This is a genomic window from Mesorhizobium sp. WSM4898 (assembly GCF_029625845.1).
In the GTDB taxonomy this organism is placed as follows: Bacteria; Pseudomonadota; Alphaproteobacteria; order Rhizobiales; family Rhizobiaceae; genus Mesorhizobium.
Window position 1 is genome coordinate 244,505 of record NZ_JARTVQ010000005.1, and the last position, 19,653, is coordinate 264,157.

Below are 19,653 nucleotides of genomic sequence, written 5' to 3' on the forward strand. Positions count from 1 at the left end.
TCATCAATTCAGACCTTCTCGACTTCAGGATGGCCAAGCATCCCGGTTGGCAAGAAGATCAGCACGATCGCCAGGATCGAGAAGGCGGCGACGTCCTTGTAGTCGATTGAAAAATACGCCGACCACATGCTCTCGATAAGACCAATCGCTAAGCCGCCAAGGACCGCGCCCGGCAGCGAGCCGATGCCGCCCAGAACGGCGGCGGTGAACGCCTTCACACCCGGCACGAAGCCATCAGAAAAGGAAACAACGCCGTAGTACATTAGGAACAGGGTGCCGGCGACGGCTGCGAGCGCGGCACCCATAACGAAGGTAATGGAGATTGTCCGATCGACATCGACCCCGAGCAATGCCGCCATCTTGCGGTCCTGTTCGCATGACCTTTGCGCACGCCCCAGGGATGTGTGGTTAACCAGGTACCAGAAGATAACCAGCAGCACGGCAGTTACGACGACAACGATGATCTGTTTAAGCGATATCGCAATGCCGCCTAGGTCGTATACTTCGGTAAACAACCGAGGAATTGGCTTGTTGCGCGGACCCTGTGCGACCTGCACGAAATTGGAGAGGGAGATTGACATACCGATAGCCGTGATCAGTGGCGCCAGGCGGAACGAGCCCCGCAGCGGCCGATAGGCCACCTTTTCGATCGTCCAATTGTAGAGGCTCGTCAGCAGCATCGCGAGGATCATCATGATCAGCAGCGCGAGCACGATTGGCACCGAAGAGAACAGCGCGCCAAGGATGAGGAATACGATCAAAGCCGCAAACGCGCCGACCATGAATATGTCGCCATGGGCGAAATTGATCATGCCGATGATGCCATAGACCATCGTGTAGCCGATTGCGATCAGCCCATAGATCGATCCCAGTGTCAGCCCATTGATAAGCTGCTGGATGAAATATCCCGCCAACTGCCGGTCCTCCTCCACCAAAAAGTCGATTCCGCAGCAGACCCATGGGCCTCTTGCAGCGGATAAGATTGTCTTACATTAAGGACGTAAGACTAAATGTCAATGTGCGAAATCCGGACGCCATTCCGGGTACGAGGCGCCCAGAGCGACTCTCTCGGCTTAAGAGGGCGAGGCGAGAATATCAAAGACACCATGGGCCTCCCCTGAGAACGACCTCTCTGGGATGAGGGCGTATAGTTCCAACAAGGCGTAATGACCGCCTCGCTGACACTAACGAAATCCGGCGCCGCGCGGTGGGCTTGTCGGCGTGAAACTCCAACCTTCGCTTGCCCACCAGTTGCTTTAATGCGGATTAATCGCAACGCCCGCCGCATATTGTGCGCTCAAGAACCCCGTAGATAGTGATCGTTCCCACATCGTGAGCGTCAGGAAGATTTCGCCAGCGAAGAAAAATGAGCCGCCCAACGAGGTAGTTGGACGGCTCCAGTTGCTGGGAGGTGAACGGTAATTTGCTTAGCCTCGAACTGCGCCGCCTAAGACAAAGCCCTTACGGAACACGCGGTTCAGCAGCAAATAGAGGATCACAACTGGCGCCGAGTAGACGATTGAGTAGGCCGCTATCCCCCCATACCGCGTGACGTTGGCAGCCAGGAACGAGAAGATCTTGACTGGACTCGGCTGCATGTCTGACGATGTGATGAGAACCAGTGGAGCCAGGAAGTTCCCCCAGGTATTCACGAACGCGAAGATCGCACCGGCGGCGATGCCGGGCATAGCCAGCGGCACGACGACACGCCACAAGATCTGCGCGGTGTTCGCGCCCTCGATGCGGGCGGACTCTTCCAGGTCGAGCGGAATGGCATCGATGGCGTTCTTGACGATGAAGAGAACAAACGGAAGCGATGTCACGCCCAGGAACACCGCGGTCGGTATCATCGACAGCCAGTTGAGCGATGCAAATATCTGGTAGACCGGCACGATAACGATATTGATCGGCACGCCTGATAGGAACAGAACAATCAAGAGCGTCGCGCTTTTGAACGGAATGTAGCGTCGCGAGAAGGCATAGCCCGCAAAAATGGACGGAACCGTCGCGACGATCGTGGCAATCAGCGAGATAATGATGCTATTCAAGATTCCCTGCAGCCGCCCGGGCTCGGCGACAGAATAGAAATTGTCCATCGTCAGCGTCGGGAGATGGACCTGGCGGCTCGCCGTGGCATCCACCGACGCAACGACCAGCCAGGTGAGCGGCAGGACGAAAAGCATGCCGCAGAAAAGCAGAGCCACGTTGACGGCCGCGCGATCTGCCGTGAAACGGCGTTCCTTTACCTTGGGCGCGCCGTCCAAAACCGCACCGCCGGGCCTGAAGCGACGTTCATCAGCAGTGATGCTCATTTGATGGTTTCCTCAAATGTCTAGGCGGCTTTTTGAGCCCGGTTCAACCAGCGGTCGATGCCGACGAAAGCAAGCCCGAGCAACGCGGCCATGAGGACAATGACGTTCCCGAGCAGGGCGCCATAGGCCAGATTGCTGAAGCTGAAGCCTTGCAGGTAGGAGTAGACGGGCAAGATGTTGGTTTTCCCGCCTGGGCCGCCGCCTGTCATCATGAAGACGAGCGTAAAGTTCCCGAAGGACAGCAGCGTCATCATCAGCACCGAAGTCATGATCGTCGGGCGCAACATGGGCAGGGTGATACGCCACAATCGCTGTGCGCCCGAGGCATTCTCGAGCATGGCGGCCTCGATCATGTCCCGGGGTATGTTCTTTAGTGCCGCGGCGAACATGAGCATGGATAGGCCGCACAGGGACCAAGCGTTGGCAGCGGACACGATTGTCATCGGAAACTTGAACAGTAGGTCGGAGCCGGGCACGCCCAGAACCGTAGGAAGGACACCGCCCGCGGTTGATACCGCAAACCAGACAACGGCAACTGTCGCCGGCGGGAGAATGCAGGCGAGCATCGCTAGAGCGCCGACTATTGTTCCGAAAGCCGGGAGAGCCTTTTCCATCAACAATGCGAGGATCAAGCCCACAACGGTCGAGGCTATCGCGCCAGCCCCGACCACAAAGTAGATAGTCAGGAGGACGGAGTGATAGAACTCCTTGTCGCGCAGCATGTACTGAATGTTGTACGCGCCTGTGAACCGATAGTGGAGAGCATTGGCTCCGATGAGCTGCAGATTGGTTAGCCCCAAATAGAACGCATAGGCTATTGGAACCAAAAACAGACCCGCCAGAAGCAGCGCCGCCGGCGAAAGCAGGAGGGCGCTGCTCCATTCATAACGTTGCCGATCAAACCGAGGCGTCACCATAACAACTACCTTCTTGGGTTTGGGACTTGTTCCCACGGCTTGATCCTTGCAACTGTCACCCGACCGGCAGGTGGGTTACTTCTTGACCATTACCTGGTCCGGCCCCAACTGGTTGGCGACGTAGTCGCTCATTTTCTGCACGGCGTCGTCGACCGTTACGGTCGGGTCCAGGACCACAGCCTCGGTAGCGGTGATGAAGCCCATGGCCCAGACCGGATAGCCCGCTTTGAGGGGTATGCCGACCGACAGCGGCAGGATCTTCTGGAAGCCTTCCTGGAAAGGATCGGTGGCCAGCCAGTCCTTGTCGTTGGAGGCTTCAGGCGTGGGCGGAGTCCATCCGTTGAAGGCCGCCATCAGAAGATTGTCCTTGGTCATCTGGAGCTCGATGAACTTCCAGGCGATGTCCTTGTTCTTGGAATTGGCGTAGATTGAGCTGCCCCAGCCGCTGAGCGCGGATCCAACGCCGGGTGCCTGGCCATTGACGGTGGGCAAGGGAGCATACCCCACCTCGTCCTTGGCGTTCGGAGAGTAGGGCGCAGAAACCTTTTTGACCCATTGCAGGCTGAACCAGTTACCGGCCAGCGTGATGCCGATATGATGGTTGGGAATCTCTGTGGGCGGTGTCGCGATGGCGGTGGCGTTCAGGAGTTGGGACGCCGGCGCCAGCAGTCCTTCGGCCGACGCGGTCCGGTACGCATCGATCACCTCACGGATTCCCTTGCTGTCTACCACCCACTTCTGGCTGGAGGCATCGTAGATGGTCGGATCGGATGACCCAAGCAACAGGCTGTTCGGACCGTAGGATGCCGCACTTGCACCCTGCGCAGTGCCAGTAGACAGCCAGAGAGGCCAGGCGTCAGGGCTCGACGACTTGATCTTGCGGGCGGCGTCGAGAACATCCTTCCAGGTCTTCGGCTCCCAGGGCATTGCAATGCCGGCCTTCTTGAAGAGGGTCTTGTCATAAAGCAGACCCATCTCGTTCTCGCCGTGACTGATCCCATATGTTTTGCCGTCGAGCGTGTACTCGGCCTTCACGGAATCCGGGATCGTCTTGTACCAGTCGGCCTTGGCCGCATATTCGCTCAGGTCAGCCAGATAGCCGCTTTCGATCCACTGGACGATGTTCTGGTTCGACAGTTCCGCCAAGTCAGGAGCCGTATCGGGCGAGCGATAGAGCAAACCCATCTTGTTTTCGAAGTCCTTGTAGCTGCCGGGGACCGGGATGGCTTCGATGGTGACGTTAGGATTTGCCTTCTGGAACTGGTCAATTATGCTTGCCCAATAGGCTTTCCCCAGCTCGGGAGTAAGCGGAACGAAGTCCTGGGAATAGGCGACCCTGAGGGTGATCTTTTCCTGTGCGGTGGCCGGCGCCAGAAAAGCAATCATTGTTGCCGTGATCGCAAGAGACCCAAGAATAACCGACTTCGACATTTTATTTCGATTGCGCATGCTTTTCCCCTTATTTGTGCTGCACGGTTAGAGATGGATCGGAGGGCGACAGGTTGCGCGATTTGGTGGCACTGACGTCGGTCGTCAGCAGCGCGTCGCCAGTTTCTGGGTCGAATAGGTGCAGGTCGTGGACGTCGAACGCCAAATCGACGGTGTCGTCCACTTTCACGGGAGCAAAGCTTGGGAACTTTGCATTCACCAGATCCTCGTCGATCTTGACCATGACGAAGGATTCGGCGCCCGTGGTCTCGATGCTGACGACCCGGCCCGAAATGCGCTGATCGCAGCGCGACGGGGCGTCCTGCATCCAATGCAGGTCTTGGGGTCTGATGCCGCCCTGCACTTTGGGTTTCGCCTTCGACGAGAGGGCCGCGACCTGGACGTCCGACAGCTTGAAAGAACCGCCGAGCAGCCGAACGGAAGCGCGCGATTCGATCCCGAAGAGATCGCCATCCACGATATTCATCTTCGGAGAACCGATGAAACTGGCGACTTCGCGGTTCATCGGGTTGCGGAATAGCTCTTGCGGCGTGCCGATCTGCATGAGGTGACCGCGAGCAAACACGGCAATGCGATGACCCATGGTCATTGCCTCGACCTGATCGTGCGTCACATAGACGGTCGGGACCCCTAACCTCTTCTGTAGGTCGGAGATTTCAAACCGCATCTGGGTGCGAAGCGCGGCATCCAGGTTGGAGAGCGGCTCATCCAAGAGAAAGAGCTTCGGCTCATGGATCATGGCGCGGCCGAGAGCCACACGCTGCCTCTGTCCGCCGGAGAGCGCGGCAGGCTTTCGATCCAGCATGGAAGTGAGGCCAAGCATCTCGGCAACGCGCCGCACTCGCACGGCGCGTTCAGCCTTCGGCTCATGCCTGACTTCCATGCCGAATGACAGGTTCTTCGCGACCGTCATATGCGGATAGAGGGCATAACTCTGGAAGACCATTGAGATGCCCCGCTCGCCAGGAGGAAGCAGTGTCACGTCCTTGTCGTCTATCCAGATACGCCCATAGGACGGCGTCTCCAGCCCCGCGAGCATTCTCAAGGTGGTTGTCTTGCCGCAACCCGAAGGGCCAACGAGCACAAGAAACTCGCCGTCGTTGATCTCGAAATTGAGTTCTTGTACCGCGGTGTAGTCTCCAAACATCTTGGAGACACGCTCAAAGCGAACTTTCGTCATCGGCTTCGCAGTTCCCCTTTCGCTCTCAGGGAGCAGTTACCCAAGCCATGCATTATGCATGCCAGATTTTTGGAGAACCATTAAGCAATTGAAATATATAAATTTTATCGACAACGTCTCAGCATCTGAGACGCTCGGTGAGACGGCTTTCGAGATTAGGCCGTCGTCTCACTTGCGAGACTAGCCCGCCTGAAGACAGGTCCACGCAACCCCAAGATGGGATCAGCTGGCAGGAAAATCTCTAACGACTTCGGCTGACTTAGCGCCGTCTTGCCCATCAGCCACGCGCAACGCAGTTTGATACATTTGCTATCTTATCGGCATCCCTCATGGCGAATCACGGCGAAAGCGCCGGACCAACCACCAAAACCCAAAACCACCACAGCGCGCGTCCTAGCCGCGGGTCGGCGGTGCGCCCCCCAGCATCTTCCTGAACACGTTCTCGGTGATCTGCGAAACTGAGTTTTTATAGTCATCGTGATAGAGCGCGCTGAACCACTGCATGGTTCCGACCGAAAAGACGAAACCACCTGTGCGCGTCTCGAACGCCACGATGTCCGACCGAACGCTCCGATAGGGTGGCGGTAGCGCGAGTTGATTGGATTCGCGCAGGTCCTCGATCACCGGCTGGTACATGGGCGCAAACCCCTCGGCGCGGGCCAACAAGGTTGCGTGTGATGGGCTACCAAGGGCGTAGTCGAGACGGTCTATCTCATCCCCTGCCGCGCCAATGCCAATGCCGAGCGTTCGGAAGTCGCCAATTCGAATGCCTTCGGGCACGCCTTCGAAAAGCTCGCGTGCGATGGGAACCGCACGATCCGCGACTTGATTGTGGGGCCGGGGAGGTCCGGCATGATCGTTCGCATCATATCCTTGTGCCGTGAAGCCGACGCCGACCAGTTGTTGCGGCGGCCTGCCTCTCAAACGCCAAAGCCCCGCGATTTCTCCAGTAAGTGCGTTGTGGCCCTCGCCCGGCCGTGACGTCCAGTTACGCGAACCGTTCGGCCGGCGCACTTCGATGAAGGAGCCGCCCGGGGCGACGGAGGTGACCCAGTAAAAGCCATTGCCGCCCATGTAGGCCAGGCTGCCACCTGTGTCGCGATAACGCTCCAATGCATTGAGCATCTGTTCTGACACGTATTCGGGGTGCGATCCGGTGAACACGCCTTTGTACGGCTTCAGCAGGTCTAGCCCGAACTCATGCAGATCGTGATCGGTAATGACGTCGATCGCCAGATCGCGTTCGTTCGCCCAATCGAGGAAATAGAGATCGGCGCTTAGATGGCGCGCAAAGGGGATGCCCTCCGTCGTAAGGACGAATCCTCTATGGGGCCGGATCGTCGGAATCGGGTGCAAACCGGATGCGTGAGGAACCCCGGTGCTATCCTCGTAGAGATCATAAAGGCACTTGATGCCATCGATGCCGCGGCTGGGATAGTTTCCATAGGCGAGGTAAGTGAAGGTCGGCACCAACAATGCGACGTCCGCTTGCCTTTGCCCTAGAGGCGGCGAAACAACGAACGGAATATCATCGTATTCGTCGCCCGCGGTAATGCGCACGATGTAGATACCGCTCGTCAGGTTTTCAGGCACGGTGAAGGAAAAGCTTTCGTTCCAATTCGCATCGGTGAGGCCATCCCGATGAAAATGGATCGCCGAGTATCCGTTTCGGTCAAACCGGAAATCGTCGATCGCGCCGGTCCAGTGCGGCCCCGTGATCGCGCGCATCGGCCTTTGCCTGGTTGTCCCGTGAAGCGCGTTCGCGGAGGCGTCGTGAATCAGGGTGCCTTCATGGCCGATGTTGAAATCCCAAGCCGCGAGGCAATCGGCGATGGACACAAACTCGGAGTGATCGCCAATCAGCGCGAGAGCGTCGATTTCATGGTTCGGAAGGCAGCGACCGTAGACAACCGGACTGGCGATCCTGCCGTTGAAGCTATCTTGCGCATAGCCTGCCTGTCCCCTACCTGCAAGGAACAGCGCCACGTCCATGGACGGCGATTGAACGACCAGTTGCAAGGTCGTCGGCGCGACCGTTTCCAGGGTCGGATCTTTAAAATGGCGTCCAGAGTGGATGGTCAAACCATACGTGCTTGCCAAGTAGGAAACGCCGATCCACTGCCATCGGCCGGTCTCCAACTGATGGCATGCAGTGACGCGCCGCTCACCCGACTGAAAGAAGGTTCGGCCACTGCTGTCCAGTCCCAGGCGATAGCCCCGACCAGCGTCATCCTCCCGCGATAGCAGCACCTGTTCCCTGCCGTTCTGGAGGGTCGGAAACACCCAGAGGAACACCGTGAAATCGCCGTGGAGCGCCAGATGGTTGCTGGCCGCGATTTCGATGTATGAGCCTGGCCTGATTTGCTGCTCGCCGCCCTCGTAGGAACCGTTTAGCGAAACATCGATTGGCAGGAGTTTTTCGCCCGGCCCTGCCGGATCCCTGTCGCCCTGGAAAATGCGATAGAGTTGGGCATGATATGCGCCCGAAGGGGAACTCACCATGAAGGACAGGGCCTCGCCCGGCCTCGCAGTCAAACGGTTTGTATAGCCTGTGAGCATGCTGGTCTTTGTCTCGCCGTCCATGACCGGAACCAGGGTGTGGGGTGCGGCCAGTCTGCAGCCGCACCCCTTATGATGGTTAGAAACCCGACTTGAAGCTCGACCAGGCCTGCAGCCAGTCGTCATAAGTGGCGAACTTGTCAGATTTGCGGGGTGGCTGGCCGTAGATCTTGGCGGAGCCGAACTTCGCATCGAAGTTATCGTAGTCGAAGAGCTTGCGCGTGTTTGCGTCCATCAGCGGCGGCGCCTTTTTTGATACCGAGCAAACCGCGTTGTTCTTGGCACAAGCGGCCTGCACCTCGGGAGTAAGCAACTGGTTGATGTAGGCGTGGGCGGTGTCGACGTTTTCCGCGGTCTTGGTGATGAACCATGCGTCCACCCACACCGCCGGACCCTCTACCGGGAAGATCGCGACCGTGTTCACGTTCTGCTTTGCCAGCTCGATCGGAAGCGCGGTCCACACGTTGAAGCATGCGGCGATCTCGCCATTGGCGAAAAGAGAGACCATGTCGCCGGCTGATGTCGCGAACACCTTCGATTGCTCACGGTATGGCTGCAACTTCGCGAAGACATCCGCGACCTCTTCCTTGGTGAGGTTCGGGAACTTGTCGCGGTATCCGGCGATCTTGGCCATCTGGGGCCACGCGGTGAGCGGGCTGTCCATGAACGCGATCTTGCCCTTCAATTCCGGCCGCAAAAGGTCCTTGTAGCTGGTCACCTCGAACCCGACGGCGCTCGGATTGAGGACGATCGTATCGACGCCCCAGGTCCACGGGATACCCCACTGCTTGTTGTCCCATTTCCACATTTCGCCGTTGAAGAACGGGGGATACACGTCGTTGGCGTTGAAGTTCGGGATCTTGGACAGATCGATTTCCTTCAGGATACCCATGCCACTGAAGAGGTCGTTATAGCCGTTGGAATACTCGGCCAGATCCAGCCTGACCGGGTCGCCCACGAACTTAGCGGTGACATCATCCTGGCTCGCGATAACAGTCGAGCGCATGTTGACATTGTGCGCCTTGCGCCAGGCTTCAGTCTCCTTTTCCATTGCATAGCCTTCATAGGCCATGATTTCGAGCTGGCCCCCGACTTCGGCATGTGCGGGTGGCGCCCAGGACGCCAGAGTAGCTCCGGCTGCGAGAGCGCCGGACGCGAAAAGGAACTGTCTTCGGTCGAGCCCGGCCGACCGAAAAATGTAGTCCCTGCGCTCCTCAGCGATATTGTCGCTGTTATCGAATAGTTTGTTCTTGTCAGACATTTCATTCCCCTTTCATTTTGAGTTGGATTGTCTACGGCCTCCTAGCCAAGCCCGCGTCGCTCTGCGCTTTCTGAAGCGAACGATTGGGCTTGGCGTTCCTTTGCCCGGCTCACGCCGGAAAACTGAACTCTTCAATCGCGTCGCGGGTCGCACCCACGATGATGTCCGCCTCGGATTTGGTCAGGCATAGTGGCGGTGCGTAGCCGATCACGTCCGCTTGCGGCATCGGCCTGGCAATCACACCCTTTCGGCCGATCTCGGCGACGATGCGCGGAACGACAGTGTCGCTTGGGTTGAATGCCGACTTGCCATCTTTAAGGGAAGCGAGTTCGACAGCGCACATCAACCCTTCACCCCGTACCTCCACCACCGCGGGGTGGTTGACGAGAGCGGAGGTGAGTTCGGCCTTCAGGTAGCCACCGACCTCGCGGGCATTGGCTACCAGCCCCATTTCATCGATAAGCTTGAGGTTCGCGACGCCCGCGGCCGCGCAAAGCGGGTGGGCGGAGTATGTCCATCCGTGCCCAAAGGGCCCATGTGTGTTGGTGCCGTCGCGGATAACGCTCCAGACATCTTCAGATACGATAGACCCGGACAGGGGCGCGTAGGCCGACGTCAACCCCTTGGCGATGGTTATGATATCGGGCCGGATGTTATAGTGCTCGCTTCCGAACATCGAACCCAGTCGACCGAAACCTGTCACCACTTCGTCGGCAATGAGAAGGATGTCGTACTTCTTCAGAATGGGCTGAATACGATCCCAATAGCCTGCCGGTGGCGGCACGATCCCTCCGGTTCCAAGCACTGGTTCGCCGATGAAAGCCGCGATGGTGTCGGCGCCTTCCTTAGCGATCAGTTCCTCGAGCCGTTGCGCGAGGTAGTCCACGAAGGCCTCGTCGCTCATCTCTGGGTCGGGCCGACGCAGACCGTAAGGCGCCTCGGTGTGTTTGACATATTCCAACGGCAGGCCGAACTGCTTGTGGAAGAGCGGTAGTCCAGTCAGCGAACCACTGATCAGCCCAGAGCCGTGATATGCCCGCCAGCGGCTGATGATCTTCTTCTTCTCAGGGCGTCCCTTCACCTCGTTGTAGTACCAAACGAGTTTGATGTTGGTTTCGTTGGCATCCGATCCGCTGAGGCCGAAATACACTTTGGACATGTGTTTGGGAGCACGGTCCAGTATCATCTTGGCCAGTGTGATGGATGCTTCGGTGCCGTGGCCGCCATAGGCATGAAAGTATGCCAGTTTGCGGGCCTGTTCGGCGATGGCATCCGCGATCTCTGTCCGGCCGTAACCGACGTTGACGCAGTAAAGCCCGGCAAAGGCATCCAACTTCTTGCGGCCGTCGCGGTCCTCGACGAACACACCCTCGCCTCTCGACATGACAGTGCTAGTAACTTCTTGCCGTTCGAACGCGCCGTAGGCCGTAATCGGGTGCATGAAGTTTTGCCGATCCCATTCGGCAAGCTGATCGTTTGAAATTCGAGCGTCCAATTTCGTGTCCTCTTCCTTAGTCGGGGGCAGCCAGCGTCCTCAGGCCGCCGTGTTTCCTTCGAGCTCAGCGCCCCGGTGCTTCCGCACATAAGCGCGCCAAGTCATCGCCCATCTGTCCGGATCGCCCGGCCAGGTTCCCTTCGCCTTCGAAATCGGCTGGTTGTAGGGAGCATTCAGAATGATTGCCGGGTCGGAATAGGCTTCGTCCGATATTCGCTGTACCGCCGCGATCCACTGATCAATGTCGTCCTTCGACCAGAGTTCTCCCGCCTCTGGCGTAAACGGTTCGTCGAGAATCCAAGGCTCGTGGCTCATCCACCAGGGATCGATTCCGAAATCAGCCAGTCTGTTTGCCGCCGCGGCGGTACCGACACCAGTGTCCAGCTTCATCGGGCCAAGTCCCCAGCGCGTCATTTCCATGCGCCATTTCTTGATCTCGGGATGGGACTTCTGGAGACCGCGAATGGAGGAAAGCTTGTGATCGATGTAGTTGTTGGCGACGACCGAGATATCGGACGCAAGGTCAATGCCTTCGGCACCCAGGGACCTTGTCCAGGCATATGCTCGCACCATCAGCGGCACGTTGCCCCAAAATTCCCGGATCTTCCCGCATGATTGCGGACGATCCATATCGGCATGATACTTGTCGCCTACCTTGACGACGACCGGAGCCGGAAGGAACGGCGCAAGCTCCGGGGAGCATCCGAAGGCCCCCACGGCCGGTCCGCCGCCGCCCTTTGCGCCGCCGAAGGTCTTGTGCAGCATGAACATGCATGCGTCGAAGCCAAGCTCCCGCGCAGCGAGTTTGCCCATGACGCCGTTGAAGTTGGCGTGGTCATAGAAGCTCAAACCTCCGGCCTCTTTGACGATGCGCACCCACTCTTTGATCTGCGGATTGTAGATGCCCATGTCGTCGGGATTGCCGATCATCAACATGGCGGTGCGCTCGCTGACTGCAGCCTTGAGCGCCTCAAGGGACGGGTAGCCGGTCTCGGTGAGAGGAAGATTGATGACCTTGAACCCTGCGGCGGCGGCCGTTGCGGGATTGCACGGATGGGCCTGCACCGATGTTATGACCTCATCACGTACATCCAGCTCTCCCTTCGCCTGGAAATAGGCGCGCGCCACGGCGCACATCGTATAAGCAGCGTCCGCTCCACCGCCGGCCTGGAAGACGAACTGGTCCATGCCGGACAGGACGCGCAGGGTCCTGTCGAGGTCGTGAATGACTTCCAGGGTTCCCTGAAGTGTATCCCCATGCTGGTAGGGATGGGTTTCGGAGACCTGAGCACGCACTGTCTCGGCCTCAGCCATCTTGCTGGAGTACTTCATCGTGCAGGTGCCGAACAGGCTGATGCCCATCATGCCGAGCGTCTGCTGGCTTAAGTGGAGGAAATGCCGCTGCACCTCGAACTCGGTGAGCTCGGGCATGTCGGGGGAACGCTTGCGCACCAATTCCGGGGGGATCAGATCGCGTGTGTCACCCACCGTCTTGCTGACAACCGCCTCCGGCTGCCCATAGACCTGACCTCGCGCACCCGGCCGCCCAAGCTCCATGACGATGGGTTCGTTCCACCTGGCCGCATGAAACTGCCGAAGTTCGTTCTGTTTGCGCATCAAAGGATTCTTTCCAGGCTGGTCACGAGACGCTCGATGTCGGCCGCGCCGTGAATTTCCGTCACGCAGAAAAGCGAGGACTGGCCGAATTGGGGCAATTCGTTTGAGATGTCCTTGCCGCCGAAAATGCCATCGGCTCTCAGCGCGTCGTTGATCTCTCGCACCGATTTGCCCGTGCCGTCGAAGTTGACGACGAATTCCTTGAAATGGTTTTCGGGCCAAAGGATTCGCACACCGCGAACCGCGCCAAGCCGCCTGGCAGCAAAGCGTGCGCGAGCCAGGATCAGGGCGCCGAGTTCCTCGAACCCTTTGGGACCGAGCAGGCTCATATAGGCGGCGTTCGCTACCGCCCACAAATAGACCGAGGTACCGGTCCAATCATTTCCCGACTCTCGTGAGCCATAGGACGTTTGATGAAAATGAGAGAGGCCGAATGCATATTCTCCGGCAGTAATGGTCTCGTCGATCGACACGAGGAAGCCGTTGTACTGGCGTACATAGCGTTCATTGTCGTGCGTTGCGATGAAGCCGCCTGTGCCACCGCCGCCGTTCATGTGGACGCCGAGCGGTTGAGTAGGGCCGACCACGATGTCGGCGCCGTAGTCGGCAGGTGGCGCGAAGATCCCCAATGAGAGCGGATCAACGCCGACGATGGTCTCTGCCTCAACCTTGCGGGCGGCGGCTGCAATCGCGGCCGCCCGCGTCTCGAGAGTGCCAAGATAAGCGGGGTTCTCGAAATAGACCGCCGCGACCGACCGGTCGAGCTTCGCGTTGAGATCCTTGATGTCCAGACGACCGTCTTTCGGATCGCACGCCACCGTTACCAGTTCGATGTTGCGTTCCATGTCGCGCGGGCCGCAATATGTGCGGATCACGGCCAGCCGCTCAGGATCGGACAGGGCGCTCACCAGGATTTTGTTGCGTCCCGTCATCCTGGCGGCCATGCGTATAGCGTGGCCGGCGGCGCACCCCCACGAATAGACAGGCAACTGAACCACATCCATGTTCAGGAGCGCGCCAAGTTGGCTGCTGAATTCGAACCAGGCCTGGTTGCGGCCGACATCCGACTGTGCCGAACCCCAGATGTTGGTGGAGAACTCAGTGCGAGAGACGATTTCGTCGACGACGCCCGGGACGAAATGTTGCCACACGCCGGCGCCCAGAAAGCTAAGGTTCTGCTCGCAGTCCCGGTTCTTGGAAAGTTTGGACCGAAGCACGCGACGCAGCTCCACTTCCGAAGTGATAGGCGCCGGCAGCTCAAGGGGTGCTTTGCGGAAGTGGTCTGCCGGAATCTGTTCAAAAAGCTCGCGTGGGCTGGCCGCCCCGATCTCGCGCAGCATCGCTTCCAACTGACCCGGCGCAGAGCTTGCCATCCAAGGATGCGACGTTCTGGAGGACGTGCCCGCAAATCTGTTCGGATACGGGAGCGCGTCGGAGCGCATTTCGCTCGTGCGATCGTTTTGGCCTTTGTTATCTTCCTGGATCATTTCCATGTTCAGCCGTTTTGCAGTTTCGGTTAGACGAGTTGCATGATCATCGATCGCTTCGGACCGGTGCGAACGCGGGCGTAGCCGCGCATCCCGGCGTCCAATTCCGCGCAGCCGGTATCCAGGATGAGCTCAGGTCTACGCAGTTTTTGGAGTTTCTCTGCACCTGCGAGCATGGTGAAGCGATGCGGCCAAACCTTCCTGATAAGGTCCGGTCCAATCTGCTGGTTGCCGCGTCCGCAAACGAAACCCTGACCGCCGGTGATACCGACGATGACGCCGACGGGCCCTTGCCTTGCGAGACTGATCGCTTGATCTGAGGTGAGATCGGTGCCAACGAGCTGCCGGTCCCTTACAGCATCCACTCCAAGCAGGGTTCCACCGAGACCCATCGCATCAAGCGGACGTTTGGCGGTCGTGCCTGGCCCGATGAGATAGGTAACCGCTGGTTCCATTTCGCCAGCGATTTCGCGCCCCAGCAATCTCAGCTGTAGGTCGTCGGTTGAGAATCCTGATGACTTCGCCGTTTGGACGAGCCCGCGTACACGGGGCACGTTCATGTACCCGAACAATCGCGCGTTCAGGTGTCCAGCGCGAAGCAGATCCTCGTCGATATCCATGACCTCAGCTTCGTCGAAGTCCCGTCGAGCACTGTCCTGGATCGCCAAGTCGACAAGCAGTCTGCCAGCCGCTTCGGGGGTCAGGGCAAAAACGCCGGAATGCATCTTGACGCCGGCCGGAATACCTATGACGGGCAGTTCCCTGCCGATTACTTCCAGGATGTCGCGGGCCGTGCCGTCGCCGCCGGCGAAGACCAACAAGTCCACATGTGCTTCGAGAAGCTTCTGCGCCGCTGCCTTGGTGGAACCAGGAGAGAAACCCGACCCCAACTCGAAGAGGTCCGAGATCAATCCGCTCGCCGCCAGGGTGTCTCCTCCCATTTCACCGCCTGGTGCGAGGAAACGGACAGGCAGGTTTGCATCGGCCAGTATCCGAAGAGCACGAAGAGCACGTTTGGCGGCGATGCGCGCCGCGCCCAGTTCTTGTGCACGCTTGAGCATCGCGTCTCCGTCAGTGCCCTTAAGGCCGACGGAGCCGCCCATCCCTGCAACCGGATTGATGATCAGGCCAATCCTCATCGTGCTTATTCGGCCCAGGTGATCAAACAAGATCGACCTGGCCTTTCCTCCCTCTTATTCCTTGACCGGAACCGTGTAGTTGAGCGCCAACCGGCCGCCATCGGCATAGATGACCTCGCCCGTCACGTAGGAAGAGTCATCCGAGGCAAGAAAGAGCGCGACACGCGCGATCTCCTCGGCCTCTCCCATCCGGCCCAGAGGCGTGCGAGAGAGTTGCATGCGCTTGCTTTCCGGCGTCGCCCTTGCCGTGACCATTTCGGTGCTGATGGTGCCAGGGCCGATGGCGTTGACCCGGATACCCTGGCTGGCGAGGGCGAGAGACATGGCCTTGGTCAGTTGGTTCACGCCGCCCTTGCTGGCGCAGTAAGGAGCGATCCCCTCGATGGCCACGACCGCGTTAATCGAAGACATATTGATGATTGAGCCAGCACGGTTGGCCGCCACCATCGTTCTGGCGGCTGCCTGACCTAGCAGGAAGGCTCCGCCCAAGTTGATTTTGAGGGTAAGGTCCCATTCCTCCGGGGTGAGTTCGAGAAATGGTTTCGGCCGACTGACTCCAGCATTGCATACACAGATGTCGATGCCGCCGAAGTGTTCGTTCGCCAAGCCAACGAAGCGCTGAACCGAGACTGGATCGCTTACGTCGAGATGAGCTCCAACGGCACTGCCGTCACCCTGATTTATCGATGCCGCGATGCGTTCGATCAAATCACCTTGGATGTCGCCCAGGACCACATGCGCGCCCTCTTTTGCAAAGACACGCGCGCAAGCCTCGCCGATGCCTTGGGCGGCGCCGGAGATGATCGCAACTTTTCCTGCCAACCGCATGACCTACTCCCGATTTGACGCGATCAATGTTCTTGAGGACGCATGATGTTTAAGGACATGATCCAGCATCTGCTCCAGGTCGGCCCAAAGATCGCTTGCCGCTTCCAGGCCGACGCTTACCCGCAGATAGGTCGCGGCACCTTCGCGCTGCTTCAGGTGCCGATCAGCGCCGATCTCCATCGGAGCAATGATGCTTCTGGTGCCACCCCATGAGGCTCCAATGGCAAAGGTTTTCACACGGTCGATTGCTTCATCGATTCGATCGGCGGCCACATCGGGCAGCTGGATGCTGAAAACACCGGCACTTCCTCTGAAATCGCGCTTCCAGACGTAATGTCCCGCGCATTCGGGAAGAGCTGGATGCAAGACTTTGAAGGGATAGCGGTTGGCTATGCGCGCAGCGAACTGGAGTGCCTTGTCACCAGCATGCTGCAGGCGGACGGCCATGGTCTGTATGCCTCTGATTGCGAGGGAGCATTCATCGGGTGAAACCCCGACACCCAAGATGCTCAACGAGCGCCGTATGCGCTCGTGGAGGCCGGGCTCGTTGGTTACAATTGCGCCCAGCAAAAGGTCGGAATGACCGCCGCAATACTTTGTCAGGGCTTCAGACACCAAGTCGGCGCCAAGCTCGAGCGGCCTGCACAGAAGGCCTGTCGCCCAGGTGTTGTCGCAACCAACGAACGCGCCCGAAGCCTTCGCAAGCCGGGAGAGCTCGGGAATGTCGGCGACTTCCATCGTGGTCGAGCCAGGAGACTCCAGCCAGACAAGCTTCGTGCGGCCAGGTTGGATGCGTGCCTGCATATCCTGCGGATCTGCCGGATCAAACAGCTCGGCTTCGATGCCGAGTGTCGACAAGATCTCACGGCAAAACTGCTTGACTGGCGGATAGACGTTGTCAGCAACAAGAAGGTGGTCACCCGTCGAAAGGATGGCCAGCATCGCAAACGTGATTGCCGCCTGACCAGAGGGAACAACGATAGACCGGCGAGCGCCGTGGAGCGAGGCGATTTGTTCTTCCAGGGCCCTGGTGGTCGGCGTTCCGGACAGGCCGTACGTGTACCCGTCGGGGGCACGGTCTGCACGGTGACGATAGTCGGAGGCGGTTGGGAAAAGGATCGTCGAGGCGCGATAGACAGGTGTTGACAGGCTGGCGAAGCCATCGAGATGGGCTGCGGGCGAGATCACGCACAGCGTCTCACGGTGAGCCTGACTTGGCGACATGTTGCGCTCCGCAGCTGGCTCGTAACCCCGATTGGAACCACTGAGCCCGTTTTGAAAAGGCGCCTTAGGTGGCAGCTACTGTTCCTTTTATCGGAACGGTGATATTAAAAACGGAACGATTTGGCATGTCAAGCCTCTTTCACCCAAACGAATCGGCGTTTTTCGCATTTGACACAGAGGGCGCACTGCATCAAAAATACATGGTATTGTTGCAAATATAGGAACATTTTCACTAATGACCCCCTTGCTGCGCGAACAAAGCGTATTGGGACGGCAATGCCGGGATAGATTTTTCACGTTGAATCCGGACCTCGATGCCGTCGTCACTGATGACCCGGTCCACATCGGCTATCTTTCAGGATACCGGTCCGTCTTGCAGGACATGCCGCCATACACGCAGATGCTCGTTGCTACCCGCGACAGCATCTTTCTCGTCACCGGGGCGAGTGACGCACCAGCGGCATTGGAGGTGTTGTCCGACCCCAACTCAATATGGAGGTATGGAGCCTTCTTCGTCTTCGAGTCGGAAGGCGATGCGACCTTCGCAAGCTTGCCGCCACCTAGCGCGTCCCCGGCCCTTGCATTGGCGACTGTGCTGTCAAATCTAAACAGTGTGAAGCGTATCGGACATGACCTCGGCAGATTGGAGCTGAACGCGGTTGTCGAGACGGCACTGCCGGATGCGGGCCAATGCCCGATAGCCGAGCGCCTGCGGCGTTGCAGGGCCGTCAAGCTGCCGGGCGAGCTTGAGGTCATGCGCTATGTGTCCAAACTGACGGACACGGCGATAACGTCCATCATCGATTTGGTGCGACCAGGAACAACCGAGGTCGAAATCGCCGCTGAGATATCGAGGCATGTCACGCTCGGCGCCGGCGTGCCCAGGTTCCTTGTTGTCACGTCGGGCGAACGCGGGTCGCGAGTCGATGCCTACGCCAGCGATCGCGTCCTGCAGCTGGGCGACATTGTTCGGTTGGACATTGGTGTGTCAGTCAATGGCTATTACTCGGACATGGCTCGCACATACGCTGTGGGAGATCCCGGCTTCCTAGCCGTCGAAAGATATGAAGCGTTGTTGCGTGGTGAACTGGCGGAATTGGACATTGTGCGCGCCGGCATCCCTGCCAAGACGGTCTTCGAGGTAGCAATGCGAGAGGTTAGGGCCGGTGCCTTGCCCAACTATCAACGCAACCACTGCGGTCACGGGCTAGGGCTTCGTCCACATGAATTCCCGCTCATTGGACCGGCCAGCGAAACCATTCTCGAGGAGGGCATGGTTCTCTGTCTGGAGACACCTTATTACGAGATCGGATGGGGAGGGATGATGGTCGAGGACACGGTGATCGTTACTGCTACCGGCAGCGAACTGCTTACAAACTCGCCTCGCACCCTTTGTCTTACCCCCGAGCCAAGTCGCCAGCGCAAAATACGTCGATAAAACCAGTGGCACCATCGAATGTCTAAAAGCCAGTCGCTTGAACGTGGTTTGGAACTCCTGGAAGCCGTTAATCAGGCAGAACGCCCGATCGGCACAAGGGAACTTGCCCGGTTACTGGATTTGAGCCCTGCAATCGTCCAGCGGCTCGTGAACACGCTCGCGGAACGGCACTATTTGAGGCGGGACCCCGAAACCAGACGTTATACGATCGGCTATCAAACGCTTGCTTTCGGCGCGTCGTTGAGCAGACGCGATCAACTGCTGATAGAGGCACGTAAAGAGCTCAACGAGGTTTCGCGCAAACTTCGTGTCGATTCGTTTATGGCCTCCTTGCAGGGGCGCCGCGCCATTTACCTGATGTGCCTGACAGGATTGGCACCTATCACCGTACCGGTCGAGCCCGGCGACATGATCCCCCTGCACTCGACGGCAATCGGAAAGTGTCTTCTTTCATCTTTGCCCGAGTCCGAAGCCCTTGAAATCCTTGGTACCGGTCCCCTGCCCGCCATAACGAAGAAAACGATCACCGACCCATCAGTGCTGCTGCGGGATCTGCAACTGACCCGGGAACGCGGATACGCGATCGTTCAAGACGAAAACATCGAAGGCATGACGTCGGTGGGTGCCTTGATCAAGCAATCCGAGCACGCGCCTCTGACGGCAATTAGCCTGTCGTTTTCACCGTATTTTTCCAAAGATATCGACGTCGAAGAAGCGGCGGCTATCATCACTGCCGCCGCGCCGCGC

General features: G+C 58.6%; 15 protein-coding genes. 2 read left to right on the forward strand and 13 right to left on the reverse strand.

Features of this window, described 5'->3' with window-relative positions; all coding sequences use genetic code 11:
• Positions 1 to 8 precede the first annotated feature (8 nt).
• The 13 genes from P9228_RS22820 to P9228_RS22880 form a co-directional block, all read right to left on the reverse strand.
• Positions 9 to 914, reverse strand: coding sequence for a branched-chain amino acid ABC transporter permease LivH (locus P9228_RS22820; protein ID WP_278055792.1), 906 nt, complete (start codon positions 912 to 914; stop codon positions 9 to 11).
• A 513-nt stretch (positions 915 to 1,427) separates the two neighbouring features.
• Complete coding sequence (locus P9228_RS22825; protein ID WP_278055794.1) at positions 1,428 to 2,312, reverse strand: carbohydrate ABC transporter permease; 885 nt, start codon at positions 2,310 to 2,312, stop codon at positions 1,428 to 1,430.
• Between the two features lie 20 nt (positions 2,313 to 2,332).
• A complete protein-coding gene (locus P9228_RS22830; RefSeq protein WP_278055796.1) occupies positions 2,333 to 3,265 on the reverse strand; it encodes a sugar ABC transporter permease in 933 nt (310 codons plus the stop codon).
• A 39-nt stretch (positions 3,266 to 3,304) separates the two neighbouring features.
• Entirely contained in the window at positions 3,305 to 4,678 is a 1,374-nt protein-coding gene (locus tag P9228_RS22835) for an extracellular solute-binding protein (RefSeq protein WP_278055798.1), read from the reverse strand.
• A 10-nt stretch (positions 4,679 to 4,688) separates the two neighbouring features.
• Positions 4,689 to 5,858 carry an ABC transporter ATP-binding protein gene (locus tag P9228_RS22840; RefSeq protein ID WP_278055800.1) on the reverse strand — a complete coding sequence of 390 codons (1,170 nt, stop codon included), beginning with the start codon at positions 5,856 to 5,858 and terminating at the stop codon, positions 4,689 to 4,691.
• A 393-nt stretch (positions 5,859 to 6,251) separates the two neighbouring features.
• Positions 6,252 to 8,441, reverse strand: coding sequence for a N,N-dimethylformamidase beta subunit family domain-containing protein (locus P9228_RS22845; protein WP_278055802.1), 2,190 nt, complete (start codon positions 8,439 to 8,441; stop codon positions 6,252 to 6,254).
• A gap of 55 nt (positions 8,442 to 8,496) precedes the next feature.
• Positions 8,497 to 9,678, reverse strand: a complete 1,182-nt coding sequence (locus P9228_RS22850; RefSeq protein WP_278055803.1) for an extracellular solute-binding protein — start codon at positions 9,676 to 9,678, stop codon at positions 8,497 to 8,499.
• A gap of 109 nt (positions 9,679 to 9,787) precedes the next feature.
• Positions 9,788 to 11,173, reverse strand: coding sequence for an aminotransferase (locus tag P9228_RS22855; protein ID WP_278055805.1), 1,386 nt, complete (start codon positions 11,171 to 11,173; stop codon positions 9,788 to 9,790).
• Positions 11,174 to 11,212: 39 nt separating this feature from the next.
• Entirely contained in the window at positions 11,213 to 12,790 is a 1,578-nt protein-coding gene (gene gcvPB / locus P9228_RS22860; protein ID WP_278055860.1) for an aminomethyl-transferring glycine dehydrogenase subunit GcvPB, read from the reverse strand.
• Positions 12,790 to 14,277 (reverse strand): aminomethyl-transferring glycine dehydrogenase subunit GcvPA, encoded by a 1,488-nt coding sequence (gcvPA, locus tag P9228_RS22865; protein ID WP_278055807.1) that lies wholly within the window; start codon positions 14,275 to 14,277, stop codon positions 12,790 to 12,792. The genes gcvPB and gcvPA overlap by 1 nt, the downstream gene beginning before the upstream one ends.
• 29 nt (positions 14,278 to 14,306) lie before the next feature.
• Complete coding sequence (locus P9228_RS22870; protein ID WP_278055809.1) at positions 14,307 to 15,446, reverse strand: ATP-NAD kinase family protein; 1,140 nt, start codon at positions 15,444 to 15,446, stop codon at positions 14,307 to 14,309.
• A 24-nt stretch (positions 15,447 to 15,470) separates the two neighbouring features.
• Positions 15,471 to 16,244 carry an SDR family NAD(P)-dependent oxidoreductase gene (locus tag P9228_RS22875; protein ID WP_278055811.1) on the reverse strand — a complete coding sequence of 258 codons (774 nt, stop codon included), beginning with the start codon at positions 16,242 to 16,244 and terminating at the stop codon, positions 15,471 to 15,473.
• Between the two features lie 3 nt (positions 16,245 to 16,247).
• Complete coding sequence (locus tag P9228_RS22880; RefSeq protein ID WP_278055813.1) at positions 16,248 to 17,468, reverse strand: aminotransferase class I/II-fold pyridoxal phosphate-dependent enzyme; 1,221 nt, start codon at positions 17,466 to 17,468, stop codon at positions 16,248 to 16,250.
• Positions 17,469 to 17,703: 235 nt separating this feature from the next.
• On the opposite strand from P9228_RS22880, the gene P9228_RS22885 reads away from it, so the two are divergent.
• The gene (locus P9228_RS22885) at positions 17,704 to 18,906 is read left to right on the forward strand and encodes a Xaa-Pro peptidase family protein (protein WP_278055815.1); all 1,203 of its coding nucleotides are present in this window, start codon (positions 17,704 to 17,706) and stop codon (positions 18,904 to 18,906) included.
• 18 nt (positions 18,907 to 18,924) lie between these two features.
• The coding region (locus tag P9228_RS22890; RefSeq protein ID WP_278055817.1) for an IclR family transcriptional regulator at positions 18,925 to 19,653 on the forward strand (729 nt) is incomplete at its 3' end.

Coding starts and splice junctions, on each gene's coding strand:
- P9228_RS22825 (WP_278055794.1), bottom strand. CDS start 2,312: ATGAGCATCACTGCTGATGAACGTCGCTTCAGGCCCGGCGGTGCGGTT.
- P9228_RS22835 (WP_278055798.1), bottom strand. CDS start 4,678: ATGCGCAATCGAAATAAAATGTCGAAGTCGGTTATTCTTGGGTCTCTT.
- P9228_RS22840 (WP_278055800.1), bottom strand. CDS start 5,858: ATGACGAAAGTTCGCTTTGAGCGTGTCTCCAAGATGTTTGGAGACTAC.
- P9228_RS22845 (WP_278055802.1), bottom strand. CDS start 8,441: ATGGACGGCGAGACAAAGACCAGCATGCTCACAGGCTATACAAACCGT.
- P9228_RS22850 (WP_278055803.1), bottom strand. CDS start 9,678: ATGTCTGACAAGAACAAACTATTCGATAACAGCGACAATATCGCTGAG.
- gcvPB (WP_278055860.1), bottom strand. CDS start 12,790: ATGCGCAAACAGAACGAACTTCGGCAGTTTCATGCGGCCAGGTGGAAC.
- gcvPA (WP_278055807.1), bottom strand. CDS start 14,277: ATGATCCAGGAAGATAACAAAGGCCAAAACGATCGCACGAGCGAAATG.
- P9228_RS22875 (WP_278055811.1), bottom strand. CDS start 16,244: ATGCGGTTGGCAGGAAAAGTTGCGATCATCTCCGGCGCCGCCCAAGGC.
- P9228_RS22880 (WP_278055813.1), bottom strand. CDS start 17,468: ATGTCGCCAAGTCAGGCTCACCGTGAGACGCTGTGCGTGATCTCGCCC.
- P9228_RS22885 (WP_278055815.1), top strand. CDS start 17,704: ATGACCCCCTTGCTGCGCGAACAAAGCGTATTGGGACGGCAATGCCGG.